Source organism: Streptomyces sp. NPDC090022 (assembly GCF_044748145.1).
GTDB lineage: Bacteria > Actinomycetota > Actinomycetes > Streptomycetales > Streptomycetaceae > Streptomyces.
The window spans coordinates 89,060-110,322 of the sequence record NZ_JBIVFN010000001.1; the positions used below are offsets into that span (position 1 = coordinate 89,060).

General features: G+C 73.9%; 17 protein-coding genes and 1 pseudogene. 10 read left to right on the top strand and 8 right to left on the bottom strand.

Annotated features, from left to right (window positions below):
- Positions 1-8 precede the first annotated feature (8 nt).
- Positions 9-860 carry a YndJ family protein gene (locus ACIPXB_RS00400; RefSeq protein ID WP_401442568.1) on the bottom strand — a complete coding sequence of 284 codons (852 nt, stop codon included), beginning with the start codon at positions 858-860 and terminating at the stop codon, positions 9-11.
- Positions 861-1,034: 174 nt separating this feature from the next.
- On the opposite strand from ACIPXB_RS00400, the gene ACIPXB_RS00405 reads away from it, so the two are divergent.
- The 4 genes and pseudogenes from ACIPXB_RS00405 to ACIPXB_RS00420 all read left to right on the top strand — a co-directional run.
- Positions 1,035-2,270: a DUF6777 domain-containing protein gene (locus ACIPXB_RS00405; RefSeq protein WP_401442570.1), complete on the top strand. Its 1,236-nt coding sequence runs from the start codon at positions 1,035-1,037 to the stop codon at positions 2,268-2,270.
- Between the two features lie 25 nt (positions 2,271-2,295).
- Positions 2,296-4,338 carry a SpoIIE family protein phosphatase gene (locus tag ACIPXB_RS00410; RefSeq protein WP_401442573.1) on the top strand — a complete coding sequence of 681 codons (2,043 nt, stop codon included), beginning with the start codon at positions 2,296-2,298 and terminating at the stop codon, positions 4,336-4,338.
- Positions 4,339-4,381: 43 nt separating this feature from the next.
- Complete coding sequence (locus ACIPXB_RS00415; protein WP_401442576.1) at positions 4,382-5,245, top strand: Fpg/Nei family DNA glycosylase; 864 nt, start codon at positions 4,382-4,384, stop codon at positions 5,243-5,245.
- Positions 5,246-5,262: 17 nt separating this feature from the next.
- Positions 5,263-5,628: pseudogene (locus ACIPXB_RS00420) on the top strand (hypothetical protein); the annotation flags it as partial.
- Positions 5,629-5,697: 69 nt separating this feature from the next.
- Here ACIPXB_RS00420 and ACIPXB_RS00425 read toward each other — a convergent pair.
- Positions 5,698-6,162 (bottom strand): hypothetical protein, encoded by a 465-nt coding sequence (locus tag ACIPXB_RS00425; RefSeq protein ID WP_401444351.1) that lies wholly within the window; start codon positions 6,160-6,162, stop codon positions 5,698-5,700.
- A gap of 258 nt (positions 6,163-6,420) precedes the next feature.
- Positions 6,421-6,954, bottom strand: coding sequence for a sigma-70 family RNA polymerase sigma factor (locus ACIPXB_RS00430; RefSeq protein WP_401442579.1), 534 nt, complete (start codon positions 6,952-6,954; stop codon positions 6,421-6,423).
- Positions 6,955-7,273: 319 nt separating this feature from the next.
- On the opposite strand from ACIPXB_RS00430, the gene ACIPXB_RS00435 reads away from it, so the two are divergent.
- Together ACIPXB_RS00435 and lysX are read left to right on the top strand one after the other, a co-directional pair.
- Positions 7,274-8,494: a CapA family protein gene (locus ACIPXB_RS00435; RefSeq protein ID WP_401442582.1), complete on the top strand. Its 1,221-nt coding sequence runs from the start codon at positions 7,274-7,276 to the stop codon at positions 8,492-8,494.
- A 118-nt stretch (positions 8,495-8,612) separates the two neighbouring features.
- Positions 8,613-11,915: a bifunctional lysylphosphatidylglycerol synthetase/lysine--tRNA ligase LysX gene (gene lysX / locus ACIPXB_RS00440; protein ID WP_401442585.1), complete on the top strand. Its 3,303-nt coding sequence runs from the start codon at positions 8,613-8,615 to the stop codon at positions 11,913-11,915.
- Positions 11,916-12,002: 87 nt separating this feature from the next.
- Here lysX and ACIPXB_RS00445 read toward each other — a convergent pair whose 3' ends face one another.
- Positions 12,003-12,428, bottom strand: a complete 426-nt coding sequence (locus ACIPXB_RS00445; RefSeq protein ID WP_401442588.1) for a secondary thiamine-phosphate synthase enzyme YjbQ — start codon at positions 12,426-12,428, stop codon at positions 12,003-12,005.
- Positions 12,429-12,551: 123 nt separating this feature from the next.
- Between ACIPXB_RS00445 and ACIPXB_RS00450 the strand changes: the two genes are divergently transcribed.
- Positions 12,552-13,481 (top strand): polysaccharide deacetylase family protein, encoded by a 930-nt coding sequence (locus tag ACIPXB_RS00450; RefSeq protein ID WP_401442590.1) that lies wholly within the window; start codon positions 12,552-12,554, stop codon positions 13,479-13,481.
- Positions 13,482-13,614: 133 nt separating this feature from the next.
- Here ACIPXB_RS00450 and ACIPXB_RS00455 read toward each other — a convergent pair whose 3' ends face one another.
- On the bottom strand, positions 13,615-14,280 hold the full coding sequence (locus ACIPXB_RS00455; RefSeq protein WP_401442593.1) for a class F sortase: 666 nt from the start codon (positions 14,278-14,280) through the stop codon (positions 13,615-13,617).
- A gap of 449 nt (positions 14,281-14,729) precedes the next feature.
- Here ACIPXB_RS00455 and ACIPXB_RS00460 point away from each other — a divergent pair, with 449 nt between their 5' ends.
- On the top strand, positions 14,730-15,245 hold the full coding sequence (locus ACIPXB_RS00460; RefSeq protein WP_401442596.1) for a hypothetical protein: 516 nt from the start codon (positions 14,730-14,732) through the stop codon (positions 15,243-15,245).
- 256 nt (positions 15,246-15,501) lie between these two features.
- Here the strand turns inward: ACIPXB_RS00460 and ACIPXB_RS00465 are convergent, their stop codons facing one another.
- The 3 genes from ACIPXB_RS00465 to ACIPXB_RS00475 form a co-directional block, all read right to left on the bottom strand.
- Complete coding sequence (locus ACIPXB_RS00465; RefSeq protein ID WP_401442599.1) at positions 15,502-16,152, bottom strand: hypothetical protein; 651 nt, start codon at positions 16,150-16,152, stop codon at positions 15,502-15,504.
- Between the two features lie 230 nt (positions 16,153-16,382).
- Positions 16,383-17,153 carry a hypothetical protein gene (locus tag ACIPXB_RS00470; RefSeq protein WP_401442602.1) on the bottom strand — a complete coding sequence of 257 codons (771 nt, stop codon included), beginning with the start codon at positions 17,151-17,153 and terminating at the stop codon, positions 16,383-16,385.
- Positions 17,154-17,206: 53 nt separating this feature from the next.
- Complete coding sequence (locus ACIPXB_RS00475) at positions 17,207-17,332, bottom strand: hypothetical protein (RefSeq protein WP_401442605.1); 126 nt, start codon at positions 17,330-17,332, stop codon at positions 17,207-17,209.
- A gap of 870 nt (positions 17,333-18,202) precedes the next feature.
- Here ACIPXB_RS00475 and ACIPXB_RS00480 point away from each other — a divergent pair.
- Together ACIPXB_RS00480 and ACIPXB_RS00485 are read left to right on the top strand one after the other, a co-directional pair.
- A complete protein-coding gene (locus tag ACIPXB_RS00480) occupies positions 18,203-19,024 on the top strand; it encodes an SAM-dependent methyltransferase (RefSeq protein ID WP_401444354.1) in 822 nt (273 codons plus the stop codon).
- A gap of 89 nt (positions 19,025-19,113) precedes the next feature.
- Entirely contained in the window at positions 19,114-21,246 is a 2,133-nt protein-coding gene (locus tag ACIPXB_RS00485) for a putative bifunctional diguanylate cyclase/phosphodiesterase (protein WP_401444356.1), read from the top strand.
- The last annotated feature ends 17 nt before the right edge of the window (positions 21,247-21,263 follow it).

Sequence of the window (21,263 nt, forward strand, 5' to 3'; positions counted from 1 at the left end):
TGATCTCCTCAACGTCGGTCGCCGGCGGCCAGCCGGCGCCAGGCCAGTACCGAGCACAGGGCGAAGCCCAGGGCGTTGCCGAGGCCGTGCGTGGCGGCCATCCAGGTCAGGGTGGGGTGGGGGATCCCGGTGGCCTCGCCCACGGCCCACCACAGGGCGAGCAGCATGGTGGCCACCAGCACGGCGGCCGAGACGGCGAGCAGGGCCCGGGTGCCGCGCCCCGGCGCGCCCGGCCGGATCTCGCGCCAGGTCAGCAGGGCCACGGCCCACATCCCGGCGGTCAGCACCAGCGAGCCGGCCAGCTCGGCCCAGTCGTCGACGAAGTACCCGGCGAGCACCAGAGCGGTGCCGCCCGGCACGCTGTACGCCGCCCAGCGCGCCCACGGCCCGGCCGGGGCCGCGCGGCACACCAGCCCCGCGACCAGGGCCGCGGCGAAGCCGGCGTAGTGGAAGTGGGGCACGGTCAGCGCCAGGATGTCGAGGTCGAAGCCGAACAGCCGCACCCCCGCGCGCTCGGCGACCAGGGCGGTCGCCGCGACGGCGGGCGAGAGCAGCGCGGTGACCACCGCGACCTCGGCCGGTACGGGCGCCCGCGTCCCGGCGTGCGGCGTACGGCGCAGGACGGAGCGCAGCCGCAGCAGACCGCGCAGGGCCAGGGCGAGCGTGGCCGCCGCGTAGAGTGCGGCGAGCACGGTGGCGGCGGTCCCGCGCGGCAGCCACAGGCAGACGGCCCCGGGTGCGGCGAGCAGGGGCCACCAGCGGGCCAGGACGTGCGGTCCGGCCGGGTCCGTGAGCCGCAGCCCGACGGGGACGATGACGCCCATGCCCAGGGTGACGATCAGATTCACCAGCACCGTCACCGTGGACTCCCCTCCCCGCGCGGTCACCGCTTTGAACGCGTTCAACTCGCAGGGCTGAGCCTAGGGCTTCTGTTGAACATGTTCAAGGCGGGGCGGACGGCGGATCTCGGCTTGCGGGCACTGCGGACATACGGCAGACAAGAGGGAGGATCCGGGGCGAAAGGGAGATTTCACGTGCACGCACCGACACCCCGTCAGGCGCCGCGCCGTCACGCACCGGCCGCAGCCGCGCTGTTCGCGGCCCTCGGTCTGCTCGCCGCGGGCTGCGGCGGCTCGGACGAACCGAAGCGGACCAGCGCGGAGAGCAACGACCTCTACCTCCAGCCGGTCGCCGCGGCCGGCCCCGACCCGTTCACCGGCTCCTCCGCCACGCAGGAGTCGGCGCCGCTCCAGGCCCCCGTGCCCAACCCGACCGGGGAAGGCATCCGCACCGTCGGCGGCGGCACCCCGGGCCTGTACGGCGGCACCCACCGGCTGGGCAGCTGCGACATCGAGCAGCAGCTGCGCAACCTCACCGAGGACGAGGACAAGGCCCGCGCGTTCGCCCAGGCCTCCGGTATCGAGGTCGCGGGCGTCCCGGAGTTCCTGCGCGGCCTGACGCCCGTGGTGCTGCGGGCCGACACCCGGGTCACCAACCACGGTTTCCGCGACGGTACGGCCCACGCCTACCAGGCCGTCCTCCAGGCCGGCACCGCCGTCCTGGTCGACGGGCACGGCATGCCCCGGGTCCGCTGCGGCTGCGGCAACCCGCTGCTCTCGCCGCGCGCCGCCAAGGGCAAGCCCGTGCACAAGGGCGAGCAGTGGCCCGGCTACCAGCCCAACCAGACCATCGTCATCGAGCCGACCATCCAGGCCATCGCGAACCTGACGATCGTCAACGTCCTGAACAACACCTGGCTGGAGCGCACCGCCGGCGACGACGGCGCCCAGGACCGGCTTCCGCAGGCCGCCCCGCCGTACGACCCGGCCGCCGGCATCCCGGTCACCCCCGAGACCCCGGCGAACGCGCAGGACCCGCAGGACCCCCCGAACCCGCTGACCCCCCAGGACCCCCGGAACCAGTCGCAGGACGCGCCCCCGGACGCCTCCCGGGTGCCGCTGCCCCCGCGCACCCGGCCCACCGTCCCCCAGACCCCGGATGCGCCCCCGTCCCTGCCCCGCAACCCCTCGGCGGAGCCCGGCGACCCGGGCATGGACTTCTACCTCGACCCCGGACCACTGGACAGCGAGATCCTGCCCGACCCCGCCGGTTCCGCCGACCCCGCCGCCCCGGCGGAACCGGTCCTGCCGCCCGAGGCCGCCGAGCCGAGCGATCCCATGGACCCGGTCGACCCCGTGAACCCGGTGGACCCCTTCGCCGTGCCCGACGGCGCGCAGTCCTCCGGTTCCCACGACCTGGAGAGCGCCTGACCCGCTCCTGTGTCATGGTGGACCGGTGCCGAGCACCGTATCGCTGCCGGACGACTGGCCCGCCCACCCCGACCTGTCCCTCGCGCTGAACCGGATGGGCAGCTTCGACTGGGACCTGGTCACCGGGCTCATGCACATGGACGGACCGGCGCTGGAGGTCTTCGACACCCCCGCCGACGCGTACGACGGCCGCCCCGAGTCGCTCTCCCCGCGCGTCCCGCCGGACGAGGCGGTCCGGCTGGACGCGCTGGTCGCCGGCGCGCTCAAGAGCGGCGAGGACACCTACGGCGCCTACTTCCGCATCCGCTGCCGCGACGGCCACATGCGCTGGACCCACACCCAGGGCCGGGTGATGCGGGACGAGCAGGGCCGCCCGTTCCGCATCATCGGCATCGTCCGGGACGCGACCGAGGAGCTCAGCCACTCCGCCGAACGGCTCGGCCTGGACGAGGAGCGGCGCCGGCAGACGACGGTGGTCGAGAGCACCACCGCGGCACTCGCGCACGCCCGCACGGTCCGCGACGTCATCAACGCGCTCAGCGACTCCCAGGGCCTGGAGCGGCTCGGCACCATGGGCATGGTGATGGGCCTGGTGGAGGCCGGGCGGGTGCACCTGGTCGCGGAGGGCCCGGAGGGCAGCTTCGTGCCCGGCACCCGGTACACCCGCATCGACGAGAACTACCCCATGAGCGAGGTGGTGCGCTCCCTCCAACCGCGCTTCATGGACGCCGAGGAGTTCGCGCAGAGCTACCCGGCCCTGTGGGCGAAGATCACGTACATGCGGATCTCGGCCGCCGCGTACCTGCCGCTGATCGCCCAGGCCCGCCCGATCGGCGCGATCGGACTCCTCTACCAGGACAGGGACGGCTTCACCCAGGACGAGCGGAACCTGCTGGTCGCCCTCGGCAGCAGCATCGCCCAGAGCCTCCAGCGCGCCATGCTCCTCGAACAGGAGCACGACATCGCGGAAGGGCTCCAGCAGGCCATGCTGCCCCGCCGGATCCCCACCGTGCCCGGCGCCGAGATCGCCGTCCGCTACCGCTCGGCCCGGCTCGGACGCGACATCGGCGGCGACTGGTACGACGTCATCCCGCTGCCCGGCGGCCGGGTCGGCGCGGTCATCGGCGACGTCCAGGGCCACGACACCCACGCGGCGGCCGTCATGGGACAGCTGCGCATCGTGCTGCGCGCCTACGCCGCCGAGGGCCACTCGCCCTCCACCGTGATGGCCCGGGCCTCGGTCTTCCTGCACGAACTGGACACCGACCGCTTCGCGACCTGCACCTACGCCGAGGCCGACCTCTCCACCGGAGTCCTCCAGCTGGTCCGGGCCGGCCATATCGACCCCCTGCTGCGCACCCGCACCGGCGACTGCCGCCGGCTGCCTGTCGAGGGCGGCATGCCGCTCGGCGTCTCGGCGGAGTTCGGCCGCCTCGAATACCCCGTGACCACGGTGGAACTCGACCCCGGCGAGGCGCTCCTGATGTGCACCGACGGCCTCGTCGAACAGCCCGGCGCCGACCTCGACGACGGCATCCGGCTGCTGACCACCCTGGTCCGCGACGGGCCCGCCGAACTCCAGCACCTGGCCGACCGGCTCTGCGGGGCCATCGACGAACGCGGCGGCGACGACGACATGGCCCTGTTGCTGCTGCGCCGCCGCGCCGAGGACGTCCCGCAGTTCGGCGGCCGCATCCAGCAGCACGTCGCCCCGGGCGACCCCGAGGCCCTGGTCTCGGCCCGCCACATGATCGGGGCCGCCGTCCGGGCCTGGGGCGCCCGCGACCGCGCCGACGAGATCGAACTCGTCGCCGACGAGCTCATCGTCAACGCCCTCATGCACACCGACGGCCCGGCCATCGTCACTCTCCGCGTCCTCACCGGCCCCGAACGCCGCCTGCGCGTCGAGGTCGAGGACCGCTCCAGCGCCCTGCCGCGCCGCCGGGTGGCCGGCGAGTCCGGGGTGTCGGGCCGCGGCCTGATGCTGGTGGACCGCCTCGCGGACGTCTGGGGTGTCGAGCCGCGGGGCGGCGGCAAGTGCGTATGGTGCGAGTTCGGCCTGACCTGACACCCGGCTCGCGTTCCGTCCCCGCGGACGGCAGGCTGGGACCATGCCGGAGCTGCCGGAGGTCGAGGCCCTCAGGGAATTCCTCGCCGAACACCTCACCGGACGGGTGGTCGAGCGCGTCCTGCCGCTCAACGTCAGCGTGCTCAAGACGTACGACCCGCCGCTCACCGCCCTGCACGGCGGGCGGGCCGGCACCGTCGCCCGGTACGGCAAGTTCCTGGCCCTGCCCATCGGCGACCTCCACCTCGTCACCCACCTGGCCCGGGCCGGCTGGCTGCGCTGGCAGGACACCCTGCCCGAGCGGCCGCCCCGGCCCGGCGGCAAGGGCCCGCTCGCCCTGCGCGTGGCCCTGGAGGGCGGCGGCGGCTTCGACCTCACCGAGGCCGGCACCCAGAAGCGGCTCGCCGTGTACGTCGTCCACGACCCCCAGGAGGTCCCCGGCATCGCCCGCCTCGGTCCCGATCCGCTCGCCGAGGACTTCGACCGGGACGCCTTCGCCGCGCTGCTGGCCGGGGAGCGGCGGCAGATCAAGGGCGTGCTGCGCGACCAGAGCGTGATCGCCGGGATCGGCAACGCCTACAGCGACGAGATCCTGCACCGGGCCAAGGTCTCGCCGTTCAAGCTCGCGGCCTCCTTCGACGAGGACCGCGTCACCCACCTGTACACCGCCGTCCAGGACACCCTGCGCGAGGCCGTCGCCCGCTCGCACGGCGTCGAGGCCGGCCGGCTGAAGGCGGAGAAGAAGAGCGGCCTGCGGGTCCACGGCCGCACCGGCGAACCCTGCCCGGAGTGCGGGGACACCATCCGCGAGGTGTCCTTCGCCGACTCCTCGCTGCAGTACTGCCCCACCTGCCAGACCGGCGGCGAACCACTGGCCGACCGGCGCATGTCCCGGCTGCTGAAGTAGCCGTAGACTCCCGCCCCATGGCCGAGGAGCAGCAGCCCCCGCCGCGGCGGGAGATCGTCACCGGAGTGCCGCGCGGCGACCGCCGCCGGCCGCCCGCGCACGCCCCCGCCCGCTCGGAGATCTCCGAACAGACCACGCTGGGCACCACCTACGTCCGGGCCCTCATGCGCAGTCAGCTGCGGGCCGGCCTGGGCGCGCTGGCCGCGCTCACCCTCCTGGTCGGGACGCTCCCCGTGCTGTTCACGCTGCGCGCCGGCCCGTCGGCGCAGCTGGTGTGGGTGGTGCTCGGCGTCGCCGTCTACCCGGTGATGTGGCTGATCGCCCGCCGCTACGTGTACCGCGCCGAACGCAACGAGGCCGACTTCACCGGCCTGGTCGCGGACTCCGCCGAGACTCCCGGCCGCCACCCCGCCGGGGGCCCGCCCCGGGACGTCGCCCAGGGCCGGCGGGCGTCAGAACAGGTGCATGGCCAGGTGCCCCAGCGGTAACCCGAGTTGCCAGGCGGGCGTCCAGACGCGGGCGTTCTCGTCCAGGCCGGAGGGGACGTCCGCGTGGCCGTGGTGGCCCGGGTCGAGGTTGGTGGCGAAGAGCTCGGTGCGCTCCAGCCAGCTCCAGGCCGCGCGGGCCAGCTCCAGGTCGGGGTCCTCGCCCCGGCCCGCCTCCCGGGCCTCCTCGCCCAGGTCCAGGAGCCGGGTGTGCACCCAGTCGCGCCACGGGTGGCCGTACGCCGTGAGCGAGAGCCACTCGTCGAGCTGCGAGACCACCCGGATGCCGGAGAGCTCGCCGGCCGCGTCCGAGAGGTAGATGGTCAGCGCCAGGGTGTCGCGGCCGGCCCGGAACTCCAGGGTGCTGACCGGGATCAGCCGTCCCGTGCGCAGCAGCTCGTCCGCGATGTACTCCGCGTAGAGCCATGCCATGGGCACCGCGAGCCCGCCGCCACTGGTGCCGTTCGAACCCTCGGGCTGCACCGTTGCCACCTTCTCCCGCACTTCGAGCCGTCCCGCCGTCTGTCACGAGCCTTCCCCCAGGGGCTCGCAGGGCGGGGGATGTTTACTCAACTTGAACGGTCTGATGCCGATTTCGATGCGCTCCGCGCCTGTTTCGTGCGGATTCAGTTCCATCCTTGAGCCGTTCTCCAGCGCTGGCCCGCGGGCGCGACGGCGCCGGACCGGGGGTCAGGCGCCCAGTCCGTACCCCTGGAGGTCCTTCCTCAGCGCGCGCAGGGCGTAGTACGTGCGGGACTTGACGGTTCCGGCCGGGATGCCGAGTTCGGCGGCGGCCTCCGCCACCGAGCGGTCCCGGAAGTAGACCTGCATCAGCACCTCGCGGTGCTCGGGGCCCAGGCTTCCCACGGCCCGCCGTACGTCGATCGCGGTGACCGAACTGGTCACGCCGTCGAAGGGGGCGGGCGCCTGCTCCAGCCCCTCCGGGTCCACCTCCTGCGGACGCGACAGCCGGGCCCTGCGGGCGTCGATCGCGAGCCGCCGGCCGACCGTGAACAGCCAGGGCCGCATCGAGTCGTGGGCGCTGACCAGGGCCTCCGGGTGCTGCCACGCACGGAAGAGGGTCTCCTGCACCAGGTCCTCGGCGCGCTGGGCGTCACCGCCCGTGAGTCCGAGGAGGAAGCCGAACAGGGCCCGGCCGTGCTCGCGCTGGAGTTCGGCCAGCGCCTGGGGGTCCGTGCGCGGCAGGGTGGGGGAGGGGGGCACCGGGGCGGCTCCTTCCGGGATGCGTGGGCTCCGACACGCCCACCCTGACCTGCGGGGAGCGGCCCCGGGAACCGTCGGGTGCGGGCCGTGCGCCCAAGCACCCGGCGGGGCCGGTGGGCGGCTGCACCGGGCGACGAACGGTCGAGCGGCGCGGCGAACGGTTGGGGCCCTCGCCGTCCCCCGGGTTTCACACGAGGCCGTCGGAGTGGCCGGGGGCTTTTGCGGAGGGCACCGTTCCTCGATTTGCGTCGTCTCCCTTCATGGATTCAGGTGATCAGATAGTCGTATTTATGATCTCTTCTCGGGAAAGACGGCACCGATGACCAAGCACACTCGGCGCGCCCGCACGGCCGCGCCGGCCCTCCTGCTGGTGGCGGCCATGGCAGCCGTGGCGGCCACAGCGGGCTGTTCGGCCTCCACGGCCTCCAAGGACGCGGCCCCGGCCCGTCTCGGCGCGTCGCCGCCGGCCCAGGGCGCCGCCCCGCCGTCCACCGCCGCCCGGGGATTCACCCTGGTGGCGACCGGCGACGTGCTGCCGCACCCGTCGGTCTACCAGCGGGCCCAAGCCGACGCGGGCGGCGACGGATATGACTTCCGGCCGATGTTCTCCCTGGTCAAGCCGGTGGTCTCGGCCGCGGACCTGGCGCTGTGCCACATGGAGACCATCTACGGCGAGGACGGCGGGCCCTTCAGCGGCTACCCGGCCTTCCGGTCCCCGCCGCAGGTCGCCGACGGCCTGAAGGACACCGGGTACGACGGCTGCTCCACCGCGTCGAACCACACCCTGGACGACGGCGCGGCGGGCCTGGCGCGCACCCTGGACCGCTTCGACAAGGTCGGCCTCAAGCACGCCGGCTCGGCCCGCACGGCGACGGAGGCGGCCACGGTGACGACGTACTCGGCGGGCGGCGCCAAGGTGGCGCATCTGGCATACACGTACGACCTGAACGGCTTCCCGCTGCCCGAGGGCCGGCCGTGGGCGGTCAACACGATCGACGAGAAGAAGATCGTCGCGGACGCGCGGGCCGCCCGCCGGGGCGGCGCGGACGTGGTCCTGGTGAGCCTGCACTGGGGCACGGAGTGGCAGACCGAGGCCGACGAGCGGCAGCTCACGCTGGGCACGTCGCTGACGGCCTCGCAGACGGCCGGACGCCCGGACATCGACCTGATCCTCGGCACGCACGCGCACGTCCCGCAGGCGTACGAGAAGGTCAACGGCACGTGGATCATCTACGGGATGGGCGACCAGGTGGCCGGCCAGATGTTCAACCACAGCGGCGCGTACGACCCGCGGGGCAACTACGGCTCGATCGGCCGCTTCCGCTTCGAACCGCCGGCGGCCGCGGGCGGCCGCTGGCAGGTGACGAAGGCCGAGTTCATCCCGCAGTGGATGGACATCGGCGCGGGCAAGGTGGTCAACCTCCCGGTGGCCCTGGCCGAGGACCCGGACAACGCGGACTACCGGCGGGCGCACGAGGCCATCTCGGAGGCCGTGCTCGGCCGCGGCGCCGCGAAGGACGGCCTCACCCTGGGCAAGTAGGCCGCGCCCCCCGTCGCTCCGGTGTTCGAGCGCCGTGCTCCCCGGCGCTCCGTCACCCCGCCGGGGGCCGTGGTGACTCGGCGCGCGGTCCCGCTCCGCGCTCCCTACAGTGCCAACCATGAGTGTCACCGCACCGGAGATCCACGGCACCCGCAACCGTTTCCTGAACCGGGTGCCGGACGGGTTCGGCGCGTTCTTCGGAGCGCTGGGCCTGCTGTGCGCGCTGCTCGCGCTGTCTCCGACGCTGCGGCGGCTGCTGCGTCCGGTGGTCCGGTTCCTCGACATCTTCGTGGTCCCGGTCAGCGAGAACCTCGCGTACGCGGTCTTCCTCTTCCTGCTCGCCGCCGCCCTCGGCACCCGCAAGAAGGTCGCCTGGTGGATCGTCGTCGCCTATCTGGCCCTGCTGATCCTCGTCGATCTGCTGATCATGGCCGAGGGCGACTACCTGGTGGGCGGGCCCTCGATGGGCCTGGCGGTGGCGGCGCTGGTCGTCCTCGTCGTCGCGCGCCGCGAGTTCTACGCCGCGTCCCGGCCCGGCGCGCTCTGGCGGGCCCTGCTCGTCCTGGGCCTCGGGCTGCTGGCCGCGGTGTTCCTCGGCTGGGCCCTGGTGGCGCTCTTCCCCGGCACGCTGCCCCAGGGGCAATGGCTGGACTGGGCCGCCAAGCAGGTCTTCGGCGGCCTCTTCTCGGCCCGCCAGTTCGACGGCCGGCCGCCCCGCCCGCTGTACTTCCTGCTCGGTCTCTTCGGGGCCCTCGCCCTGCTGAACGCCGCCGCCACCCTGTTCCGCTCCCAGCGGATGACGGCAGCCCTGCACGGCGACGAGGAGCCCCGGATCCGGGCGCTGCTGGGGGCGTACGGACGGGCCGACTCCCTCGGCTACTTCGCCACCCGCCGCGACAAGGCGGTGGTCTTCGCCCCCAGCGGCAAGGCGGCCGTCACCTACCGCGTCGAGGTCGGCGTGTGCCTGGCCAGCGGCGACCCGGTGGGCGACCCGGGCGCCTGGTCGGCGGCCATCGACGCCTGGCTGGGCGTCGCCCGCCGCTACGGCTGGCAGCCCGCCGTGATGGGCGCCTCCGAGGAGGGCGCCACCGCGTACGCCCGCTCCGGACTGAGCGCGCTGCAACTGGGCGACGAGGCGATCCTGCACGTCGCCCACTTCGACCTCGATGGCCGCGACATGCGGGTGACCCGCCAGGCCGTCAACCGGGTCCGGCGCACCGGCGCCACCACGCTCATCCGCCGCCACTCGGCCCTGTCCGAGGAGGAGATGCGGCGGATCATCGAACGGGCCGACACCTGGCGCGACACGGAGACCGAGCGCGGCTTCTCGATGGCCCTGGACCGGCTCGGCGACCCGGACGACGGCGACTGCCTGCTCGTCGAGGCCTTCGACGCGGACGGCGAACTGATCGCCCTGCTGTCCTTCGTCCCCTGGGGCAAGGACGGCATCTCCCTGGACCTGATGCGCCGCGACCGCACCGCGCCCAACGGCGTGATGGAGTTCATGGTCGCCGAGCTCTGCGCGAGCGCCCCCAAGCTGGGCGTGCGCCGGATCTCCCTGAACTTCGCGGTGTTCCGGTCCGCCTTCGAGGAGGGCGGCCGGATCGGCGCCGGACCCGTGCTGAAACTCTGGCGCCGACTGCTGCTGTTCTTCTCCCGCTGGTGGCAGCTCGAAGCCCTGTACCGCTCGAACGTCAAGTACGGTCCCGAGTGGTACCCCCGGTTCCTCTGCTACCAGGACGCCGGTTCACTCGCGCGGGTGAGCCTGGCCTCCGGGGTCGCCGAGGGCTTCGTCTCCGTACCGAGCCTGCGCAAGCTGTGGGGCAACGGCCATCCCCGCGGGGTCACCGCCCCGGTCACCACCGCGGGGCTGCCGCCGATCGACTCGCTGGGCCTGGAGGCCGTGGCGCAGGAGGGCGCGGGACCGGCCGCCGAGCGCCTGCCGGAGCAGGTCCGGGTCCGCCACCGCAAGCTGGAACGGCTGATCGCGCAGGGCACCGACCCGTACCCCGTGGGCATCCCGCAGCGCACGCACACGGTCGCCCAGCTGCGGGCGGCGCATCCCGGGCCCCTGCCCGGGACCCGTACCGGGCAGGAGGTGACCGTCGCGGGGCGCGTGATGGTCGTACGCGACCTGGGCGGCGTGGTCTTCGCCGTCCTGCGCGACTGGTCCGGCGACCTCCAGCTGATGTTCACGCGCGAGGAGTCCGGCCCCGCCGCCCTGGACGCCTTCACCGCGGAGGTCGACTTCGGCGACCACGTGGTGGCGAGCGGCGAGGTCGGCGCGAGCCGCAGCGGCCGGCTGTCGGTCGTGGTCCGCTCCTGGCAGCTGACCGGCAAGTGCCTGCGCCCGCTGCCCGACAAGCGCAAGGGCCTGGCCGACCCCGAGGCCCGGGTCCGCCGCCGCTACCTCGACCTGGTCGCCAGCCCGGAGGCGCGCGACGTGGTCCGGGCCCGCTCGGCGGCCGTCCAGGCGCTGCGCCGGGGACTGCTGGACCGCGGCTACCTGGAGGTCGAGACCCCGATGCTCCAGCAGATCCACGGCGGCGCCAACGCCCGGCCCTTCCGCACCCACATCAACGCCTACGACCTGGACCTCTACCTGCGGATCGCACCCGAGCTCTACCTCAAGCGGCTGTGCGTGGGCGGGATGGAGAAGGTCTTCGAGATGGGCCGCACCTTCCGCAACGAGGGCGTCTCCTACAAGCACAACCCCGAGTTCACCATGCTGGAGGCCTACCAGGCCTTCGCCGACTACGACGTCATGCTCGACCTCACGCGCGAACTGATCCAGGGCGCGGCCACCGCCGCCTTCGGCTCGCCGGTCGCGCACAAGGCCGATCCGGACGGGAAGCTCGTCGTCCACGACATCTCCGGGACCTGGCCGGTCAAGACGATGTACGGGGCGATCGGCGAGGCGCTCGGCGAGGAGGTCGACGCCGACACCGAGGAACACGTGCTGCGGCGGCTGTGCGACCGGGCCGGAGTGCCGCACGCTCCGGAGGACACCCGGGGCGACGTGGTGCTGGAGATGTACGAGCGGCTGGTGGAGGAGCGTACGACCCTGCCGACCTTCTACAAGGACTTCCCCACCGACGTCTCCCCGCTGACCCGCCAGCACCGCAAGGATCCGCGGCTGGCCGAGCGCTGGGACCTGGTCGCCTTCGGCACGGAGCTGGGCACCGCCTACTCGGAGCTGACCGACCCGGTCGAGCAGCGCCGCCGGCTGACCGCCCAGTCGCTGCTGGCCGCGGGCGGCGACCCGGAGGCGATGGAGATCGACAACGACTTCCTGGACGCACTGGAGTACGCCATGCCGCCCACCGGCGGTCTCGGTATCGGGGTGGACCGCCTGGTCATGTTCCTCACCGGTCTGACGATCCGCGAGACCTTGCCGTTCCCGCTGGTCCGCCGCGGCTGACCGGCCCGGCTGTCCGGCCCGGCTGTCCGGCCCGGCTGTCCGGCCCGGCTGTCCGGCCCGGCTGGACGGCCCGGGTGACCGGCCCGGCTACTGGCCGAGGAAGGACAGCCGTACCTGCCGTTGGGGATTGTCCCGGTTGGTGTCCACCAGGCAGACCGACTGCCAGGTCCCCAGGGCCAGTTCGCCCCCGACCACCGGCAGGGTCGCGTGCGGCGGCACGAGGGCGGGGAGCACATGGTCACGCCCGTGGCCGCGGCTGCCGTGCCGGTGCTGCCAGCGGTCGTCGGCGGGCAGCAGGTCGGCGAGGGCGGCCAGCAGGTCGTGGTCGCTGCCCGCGCCGGTCTCGATGACGGCCACGCCGGCCGTGGCGTGCGGCACGAACACGTTCAGCAGCCCGTCGCGGCCGGCCGCCACGTCCGCGAGGAAGCCGGCGCAGGCGGAGGTCAGGTCGTGGACCCGTTCGTCGGCTCCGGTGGTGACGTCGAGGACACGGGTACGGAAGTTCTCGCTCATGCCCCTCATGGTGCCCTGCGCCCCGTCCCGTCCGGGGAACGCCGCTGCTCCGACCGGGTGGGGGCGCGCGCCCGCGAACGCGCCTCTCGACATCCGCGGCGATCTCGTTGATACGTAGTAGTAATGAAAAATGACGAGCCGACAGTGGGGCGGCGCGTACTCCTGCGCTCCGCCGTCTTCCTCGGAATCGCGGCGGCGTCGGGCATGCTCACCGGGGGCGAGGCGGGCAACCCCGGCCGTGCCGGGGCCCTCGCGACGTCCGGCGGGCCGTCCGGTCCGCCCGGCGCCCCCGGCCCGGCGGGCGGCGCGGCCGGTGCCGGCGCGCCCGGAGCCGCCGCCGTCCTGCCGCCCCAGGGCGCGCCCGGTACGGCGTACCGGCTGCAGCCCATGACCTCCGAGGGGCCCGCGCGCCGGACCGCGAACCGGCCGCTCACCCCCCGGACCCGGCCGATCCTGGAGCTCCCCGCCACCCCGGCCTACGCGAGCAGCATGGTGCTCACCTTCGACGACGGGCCCGATCCCCGCTACACCCCGGGAATCCTGGACACCCTCGCGCACCACCGGGTGCGCGCGATGTTCTTCGTGTGCGGCGAGATGGTCGCCGAACGCCCCGACCTGGTACGCCGGATGGTCGCCGAAGGGCACGTCATCGGCAACCACACGTGGACCCATCCGCTGCTCACCAAGCTCAGCCGGCCCGACCTCGCCGCCGAGATCGCCCGGACCAGCGACCTGGTCGAGAAGACGACCGGCCAGGCGCCCCCGTGGTTCCGCGCGCCGTTCGGGGCCTGGAACCGCGCCGCGTTCGAGATCGGCGCCGAACTCGGCATGGAACCGATGGCCTGGACGGTGGACACCCTGGACTGGAAGGAGCCCGGCACCACCACGATCGTCTCGCGGGTCCTCAAGGGCGCCGCCCCCGGCGTGATCGTGCTGAACCACGACGCGGGCGGCGACCGTTCGCAGAGCGTCCAGGCCCTGCGGACCTACCTTCCGCAGCTGCTGGAGCGGGGCTACCGGCTGACCCTGCCGCCGGCCGGCGCGCAGCTGTGACGCCGGGCGTGCGACGGCGGCGCCGACGGCAGGAGTGAGGCCGGGCGGGCGGCGACGGTGGCGACGGCGGCAGGAGTGAGGCCGCCGAGCCGGCGTGGAGGCGGCGCCGCGGTGGCGTCGCGGTGGCGTCGCCTCAGCGGGCCTGCACCATCCGGGCGAAGACGACCACGTTGCCGTCGTAGCCCCGGCCCTTGGAGTAGCCACCGCCACACGTGATCACCCGGAGCTCCGGGTGCCCGGTGTCCCCGTACACCCGCGACCCGGGGAAGGCGTTCTTGGCGAACACCTCCACGCCGTACACCTCGAACACCGCCGTGCGCCCGTCGTACCGCTCCACCTCGATCCGGTTGCCCTTGCGGATCGATCCCAGGCCGAAGAAGACCGCCGGGCCCTGCGCGTTGTCCACGTGCCCCACGATCACCGACGAGCCGCGCTGGCCCGGCGAGATGCCGTTGAGGTACCAGCCGGCCAGATTCGGGTCCTGCGGCGGGGGCGCGTCGATCCAGCCCTGGGCGTCCAGCCCGACCGTCATCACCGGCGCGTCGACGTTGATGTCGGCGATGCGGATGCGCTGGACCGACGAGTGGTCCAGCACCTCCAGGTCCGCCGGTGGCACGGGCGGATTCGCAGGCAGCTGATCGGCGCGCACGTCGACCCTGGCCGCGGCGGCGGGCTGCGGGGGCCCGTCGTCGGCGTCCGCCCCGTTCCGGACCATGGCGAGGCCGGTGAGCATGACCAGGGCGATCACACCCCATGGTGAGCGTCTGCGTGGCTTCCCCGTCTCGTCCTCGCTCAGCATCAGTTGTTTTCCCTTCCCGACGCGGGGGTCCCGACCCGCGTTCTGTGTCCCACCCCGGTACGCCCTTCTTCCCGCACGGTAAGTCCGCGCGCCCGGGACGGCGATCGGGGAAGGGCGAACGGGTGGCGCGCGGGCGTCCGGGGCGGGAAACGGGGCGGCGCGGGGGCGTGGAGGGGGCGTGGAGGGGGCGTGGCTGCGGGAGGGCCGGGCGGGGGAGCCGGGGCCGGAAGGGGTGCGGCCATCCAGGTATTCATCACACGAATCGCTGACGGGTCGTGACCTGCGGATCCGTCAGTGCCGCCGGGCACGCCCCGGCGTGTCGCTCAACCGGGCGGCCCAAAGACGGACATGCGCTGGTTGCGGGCCGCCCCGAGGGTTCCTCATGGGAGGCGTTCTCGTCGATCATCCCGGGCCACCGCTCCGGGGCGCTTCCCGCTGGAGGTTCCACCATGCGTGCATTTCGCGCTCTCGTAGTGACGGCGGCGGCCTTCGCCGCCGTCGGACTCAGTGCTCCGCTCGCCGCGGCGGACCCTCCGGGACCCGGGGGCACCGGCGGTTTCGGCGGCAGCGGTCCCAGCAACGTCTCGGTGAATCCGTTCGCCGTGCACCAGGGCTCCACGATGCAGGTGAGCGCGAGCGGTTGCGGCCGCGGCGGTTCCGTCAGCTCGCCGGGCAACTTTCCGCCGCGGGACCTCTCGCCGGGGTCCATCGGTTTCGCGACGGTCCGCATCAACAACCACGCCTCCCCGGGCAACAAGACGCTCCAGGTCAAGTGCAACGACAGCCCCCTCGTCGCCACGGCCCGGTTCCGCGTCCTCGACGGCAACGGCGCGCAGGGCGGCCTCGGCGGCTCCTTCGGCCCGTCCGCCGCCGAGACCGCCATCGGCGGAGGCCTCGTCGGTACCGCGGCCATCGGCGCGGGCATCCACGTGATGCGCCGCCGCCCGGCCCGCGGCCGGGCCTGACCGGACGGACCTCCCCGGTCGAAGGGCCCCGGTATCCGCCGGTGGCCCCCCGGGGCCCCCCCCGGGGCCCCGGGGGCCCCCCGGGGGGGGGGGCCCCCCCGGCGGGCCCCCCCCCGCGCGCCCCCCCCCCCCCGCCCGCGGCCCCGCCCCCCCCCCCCCCCCCCCGCGGCGGCCGGCCCGGCCGCCCCCCCGCCCCCCCCCCCCCCCGGGGGGGGCCCGCGGGCCCCCCCGGCGGTGCGGCGGACACGCTTCGCTTCTAGTGCTGACCCCGGACGCGCGAGCGGCGCCTGATCATGTACGCCGTCCCCGCGGCCGAGACGAGGAACAGGCCCGCGCCCGCGCCGATCTCGCGGGCGTCGATGGAACCCGCACTGCCGCCCAGACCACCGCGCACCGCACCGGCCGTCGCGGTGACGGCACGCGTGGGTGCCGGCGGGACGGCCGTGGTGACGGCCCCGGTCGCGAGGGGGGTCACGACCGGGGCGACCGAGTTGACGGGGCGTGCCACGTCGGTCGAGCTGGTCGTGGGGGTGGAGTTGCCACCGGTGATGGTGAGGTCGGTGGAGCCGGTCTCGCCGTTGCACGTGAAGGAGACGGAGTACAGCGCTCCGCGGCGGGCGTCGCGGTCCACGGTGACCCGGACGGTCTGGCCGCGCGGGATGCTGACGGAGTCGAACACCCCGGAGGAGACCGTGGCGTAGGCGGCGTTGCAGCCGGTGACCGAGAGCACCGCCTGGCCGCCCGGCGCCACCGTCGACGGGGTGATGGCGAAGCCGAACGACGTGACCGGCGCGCCCGGCGGGATGCCGGTCGCTCCGGCGGGCATGCCGAGGGCGCCGAGGACGAGGAGGCCTCCCGCGGCGCCGGCGCTGAACAGGGCTGTGGCTGAGGTACGTATCGCACCCATTGCTGATCTCCGGTTCCCCGAGGGGCAGCTGCGGAACCGTTTCCGCACGTGGGGGGTCGTGCTCCTCGATCACGGCCACGCTAGGGCGACCGGGGGTGACCCGCGATCAGGAGCGGGCGAATGGGGCATACGTGTGGGCCGAACCGGGGACGCGGGGACCGTCCCCGGTTTACCGGGCGGCCGGGCGGTGCCGTACGGCGGCGGGCCGCGCCGCCGTACGGCACCCGCCCTCAGTCGCCCGGTGCCGCCTGCGGGAAGTGGTGGAAGAAGGGTTCGGCGGTGGCGGCGATGCCCCGGCCGAACGGTGCGTCGAAGTCCCAGATCAGGAACAGCAGGAAGGCGATGAGCGCGCTGAACAGCCCGGCCAGCAGCAGTTCCCGGAACGAGCGCCGGATCTGGAGGGCGAAGACCATGCCGACCGTCACCAGCGCGCCGGCGATCAGACCGAACCACACCACTCCGGGCATGGTGTCGCCGGCGCTGCCCGCCCGCGCGCTGCGGGCGTCGTCGGCGGCGCCCACCTGGTCCACCAGGGGCTGGTAGGCCTGCCCCTCGTGATCGGTCTGCGGCTCGTAGTCGGTCACGTCCCGGCGGATACGTTCCAGCAGCTCGGTGCCCCGTGCTGTGACGGCACCGTGATCGGCCATTGCCTTCCACTCCTTGGTGACCACGTACGACACGTACGCGTCGACGTCACCGCGGATCTTCGCCCGCACCTCGGGCGGGTAGGCCTGGGCGCGGGCGTGCACCTCGTGCAGGGCCTGGGCCTCCTGGCGTACGTACTCCTGGGCGGCCCCGCGGGCCTCCCAGACGCCCGCGATGGCCAGGCCCAGCACGATCGCGTAGATCACGCCGATCATCATCGTCATGTACTCGATGACGTCCGGGGTCTCGCTGGGGTCGTCGTCCTCACCGATCCGGCGGTGGCGGAGGAAGACGACGGAGAGCACCACGGCGCAGGCCGCGGCCATGGCGAGGGTCAGGACCAGCCATTCCGACAAGGGAGCTCCAAGGGGCGGTGGGCGGCGGGCTACGGGCGGCCGAGAAGACGGGGCTAGCGCGGGCGCAGGGCGACGACGGCCACGATCGCGGGGGCCGCGGTGAGCAGGGTGAAGGTGACCGGCGAGATGTGGTGTTCCGCCGGTTTGCGGTGCTCCGCGCGGTACGCGGGACGGGCCACCGGCTTCTTCGACGGGGCGGGCAGTGGCGGTGGCGGGGTGGCCTGCGGCGCGGGGGGCGGTGCAGGAGCCCGGCGGACCCGGGGCGCCGGGGCGGGCGCGGGCCTGGCGGCGGCCGGCGGGGGAGCGGCGGGTTGCGGCGGCTCGGGCGCCGGCTTCGGCGGTGGCGGCTTCGGCGCGGGGGGCGGGGGCGTGGGTGTGGGTTTCGGCGGCGCCGGGGTCGGCGTCGGGGCCGTCGGCGTCGGCGTCGGCTTCGGCGTGGGCTTGGGCGTCGGTTTCGGCGTCGGTTTCGGCGGGGGCGTGGGGCACGGCGGGGGAGGCGGCGGGCAGGGCCGGTGACCGCCGTGGTGACGGCCCTCCTGATGGCGGGGATTGCCGTGACGTCCGCCACCATGGCCACCCCACCGGCCGCCGCCTCCGGCGGCCGCGACCAGGGCGGTCGAGCTGCCCCCGGCGCCCGAGTCGATCGTCGCGTAGGCGCAGCTATCGGCCACGGCGGGCACCGCGGACAACGCTGCCCACAGCAGGACCGGGACCGCCAGTAAGTGCCTGGCACAGGCTCTGTTCACGCGGGGATCATGGGCCGGAGCGCGCTCGCGCACGCCGCGCGCGGCAGCGGTTCGCCCGAACGGGCGATGTTGTGTCGAGAGAGGTTTGAGCCAGAGACGGAGCGGTGCCGCTCCCGTGCCGGTCAAATCCCAAAAGGGATTTGTCGGTTTCGGCCAAACCGGGCGGCGGGCCCGCACCGGCCTTTGGTGTGTGACGAAGAACGGATCGCCAATTTCCGCTTTTGCTCGCTCCGTTGAGGAATGATCAGTACATTCGGCTCGGACACCCGTCCGACCGCAGATGACTACGGCTTGGAGACCTCGATGGAGCGCCCCGCCTGGGCCCCGCCAGGCATCGACATATCGGTGCCGAGCGTGTCGCGGATCTACGATTACTACCTGGGCGGCTCGCACAATTTCGAGGTCGACCGCCAGGCGGCCCGCAGGGCCATGGAATTCCTGCCCGGCCTGCCCAAGATCATGCAGGCCAACCGGGCATTCATGCGCCGTGCCGTGCGGCACGCCGTCGCCGAGGGCATCACCCAGTTCCTCGACATCGGCTCCGGCATTCCCACGTTCGGCAACGTCCACGAGATCGCCCAGGCCGAGACGGACCGCGCGCGCGTGGTCTACGTCGACCACGACCCCGTCGCCGTCGCCCACAGCCGGGCGGTACTGGCCGGTGACGACAACAGCGGGATCGCCGCGGCCGACCTGCGCAAGCCGCAGTCCGTGCTGAGCAGCCCCGAGGCCGAGCGCCTGCTGGACTTCAGCCGCCCCGTCGCCCTGCTGCTCGTGGCGGTCCTGCACTTCCTGGAGGACGCCGACGAGCCGTACGCCGCCGTCGCCGAGCTGCGCGACGCGCTGGCCCCCGGGAGCCTGCTGATCCTCACCCACGCCTCCTACGAGGGCATCCCGGCCTCCCAGGAGACCGCCGGCGGCGTCGTCGGTATCTACCGTGACATCCGCAACCCGCTCGTCATGCGCACCGGCACGGAGATCGTCCGCTTCTTCGACGGCTTCGAGATGGTCGAACCGGGCCTGGTCCCGATGCCGAGCTGGCGGCCGGACGGCACGGGTGCCGTCGATCCCGCCGAGGATCCCTACGCCTTCTCCGGCTTCGCAGGAGTGGGACGCAAGGCGTGAGAATCCCGGCACAGACGGCGCAGGCGGCGCAGACGCCACAGAAGGCACCGGCGGCCCAGGCGCCGGCTGCCGAGTCGCCGCCGGCGGACCTGGAGGACCGGATCGGGCGCTTCGCGACCATCTGGAGCCGGGCCATCTTCCCGGTCACCGCCACCTCGCTGACCCGGCCCGAGTTCGAGCGGCACCTGGTGCCGCTGGCCCGCACCCTGTGCGAGGCCCTGCACGCCCGGCCGTTCGACCCCGCCGTGGGCCAGCGGGTCGGCGGCGAACTCGTCGCCGTGCACTGCACCGACCCCGAGGCCCTCGCCGGCACGCTCGGTGTGGTCGACTCGTACCTGGTGCTCTACTGCGGGCCCGACGGCGCGGGCCCGGAGGACTCCGAGGACTACCGGGCCCGCTGCGCCCGCCTCCAGCACGGCATCGCGGCCGGGTTCGCCCGCGCCCTGCGCGATCGCACCCTGCGGGAGCAGGAGGCCATCGCGCGCTCCACGCTGACCGCGCGCACCGACGCCCAGGAGGCCCTGCACGCCAGCGAGGAGCGGTTCCGCGCGGTCTTCGAGGGCGCCGCCGTCGGGATCGGCATCGCCGACCTCGAGGGCAACATCCTGGAGGTCAACGACGCGCTGTTGCAGATGTTCGGCGGGCTCGACGGACACGTCCGGGGCCGCAACGTCAGCGAGTGGGGACACCCCGACGACGCCCCGAACGTCTGGCGGATGTACGGCGAGCTGGTGCGCGGCGAGCGTGAGCACTACCGGGCCGAGAAGCCGTACTACCGGCACGACGGCACCGTCCTGTGGACCAACCTGACGGTGTCGCTGCTGCGCGACGCGGACGGCCGCCCGCAGTACCAGCTGGCCCTCATGGAGGACACCACCGAACGGCGCCTGCTGAACCTCCGGCTGCGCTACGAGGCCACCCACGACGCGCTCACCGGCCTGCCCAACCGGACGCTGTTCTTCGAACGGCTGGAGAAGGCCATCGGCAGCGCCGCCCCCGTCGACCCCGGCTCCCGCTTCGGGCTGTGCTACCTGGACCTCGACGGCTTCAAGGCGGTCAACGACAGCCTCGGCCACTCGGCGGGGGACCGGCTGCTGGTGGAGGTCGCCGACCGGCTGCAGAGCTGCGCGACGGGCCCCGGCGAGGTCGTCGCCCGGCTCGGCGGCGACGAGTTCGTGGCCCTGACCACCGGCCCGGACACCGAACAGAAGGTGACCGAGCTGGCGATGCGCATCCTCGGCGCGCTCGCCGCGCCGATCCGCCTGGAGGGCCGCGAGCTGACCGTGCGCGGCAGCATCGGCATCGTCGAGGGCCCGGCGGGCGAGCGCACCCCGGCCGAGGTGCTGCGCAGCGCCGACATCACCATGTACCGGGCCAAGGCGGCGGGCGGCAACCGCTTCGAGTTCGCCGACGCGGAGGCCGACGCCCGCGCGATCACCCGCCACGGGCTGACCAACGCGCTGCCGGGAGCCCTGGAACGCGGCGAGTTCTTCGTCGAGTACCAGCCCCTGGTCGACATGCACGACGGCAGCGTCTACGGTGCGGAGGCACTGGTGCGCTGGTCCCACCCGCAGTACGGGGTGCTGGGCCCGGACCGCTTCATCCCGCTGGCCGAGCGGACCGGCCTGATCGTGCCGCTGGGCCGCTGGGTGCTGGAGGAGGCGGTCCGCCAGGCCCGCAACTGGCAGCGCGAGCACGGCGGCCCCCTGCGCATCAACGTCAACCTCTCCCCGATGCAGCTGCACCACCCCGGCCTGGTCGCGGACACGGTGGCGGTCCTGGAGAAGTCCGGTCTCGAACCGGGCTCCCTGTGCCTGGAGGTCACCGAGTCCGCGCTGATAGGCGCCGATGACGAACTCCTGGAACCGCTGCGCCGACTCGCCGCCCTGGGCGTGGACATCGCCCTCGACGACTTCGGCACCGGCTACTCCAACCTGGCCAATCTGCGCCGCCTGCCCGTCAGCGTGCTGAAGCTGGACCGCTCCTTCACCCGCGGTATGCAGCAGCAGCCCGCCGACCCCGTGGACGTGAAGATCGTCGAGGGCATCGTGGCCCTGGCCCACAGTCTCGAACTCGCCGTCACGGTCGAGGGTGTGGAGACCGGGGCCCAGGCCGCCCAGCTCCGCGCCCTCGGCTGCGACACCGCTCAGGGCTGGTACTACGCCCGCCCCGGCGCCGCGGACCGCATCCACGCCCTGTCCCTCTCGGACTCCCCCTCCTAGGCCGACAGGGCGCCCCC

Excerpts from the sequence above, each read along its gene's own strand:
- lysX (WP_401442585.1), top strand. The coding sequence starts at position 8,613 with ATGAGTGTCACCGCACCGGAGATCCACGGCACCCGCAACCGTTTCCTG.
- ACIPXB_RS00445 (WP_401442588.1), bottom strand. The coding sequence starts at position 12,428 with ATGAGCGAGAACTTCCGTACCCGTGTCCTCGACGTCACCACCGGAGCC.
- ACIPXB_RS00460 (WP_401442596.1), top strand. The coding sequence starts at position 14,730 with ATGCGTGCATTTCGCGCTCTCGTAGTGACGGCGGCGGCCTTCGCCGCC.
- ACIPXB_RS00435 (WP_401442582.1), top strand. The coding sequence starts at position 7,274 with ATGACCAAGCACACTCGGCGCGCCCGCACGGCCGCGCCGGCCCTCCTG.
- ACIPXB_RS00465 (WP_401442599.1), bottom strand. The coding sequence starts at position 16,152 with ATGGGTGCGATACGTACCTCAGCCACAGCCCTGTTCAGCGCCGGCGCC.
- ACIPXB_RS00455 (WP_401442593.1), bottom strand. The coding sequence starts at position 14,280 with ATGCTGAGCGAGGACGAGACGGGGAAGCCACGCAGACGCTCACCATGG.
- ACIPXB_RS00425 (WP_401444351.1), bottom strand. The coding sequence starts at position 6,162 with ATGGCATGGCTCTACGCGGAGTACATCGCGGACGAGCTGCTGCGCACG.
- ACIPXB_RS00480 (WP_401444354.1), top strand. The coding sequence starts at position 18,203 with ATGGAGCGCCCCGCCTGGGCCCCGCCAGGCATCGACATATCGGTGCCG.
- ACIPXB_RS00450 (WP_401442590.1), top strand. The coding sequence starts at position 12,552 with ATGAAAAATGACGAGCCGACAGTGGGGCGGCGCGTACTCCTGCGCTCC.
- ACIPXB_RS00415 (WP_401442576.1), top strand. The coding sequence starts at position 4,382 with ATGCCGGAGCTGCCGGAGGTCGAGGCCCTCAGGGAATTCCTCGCCGAA.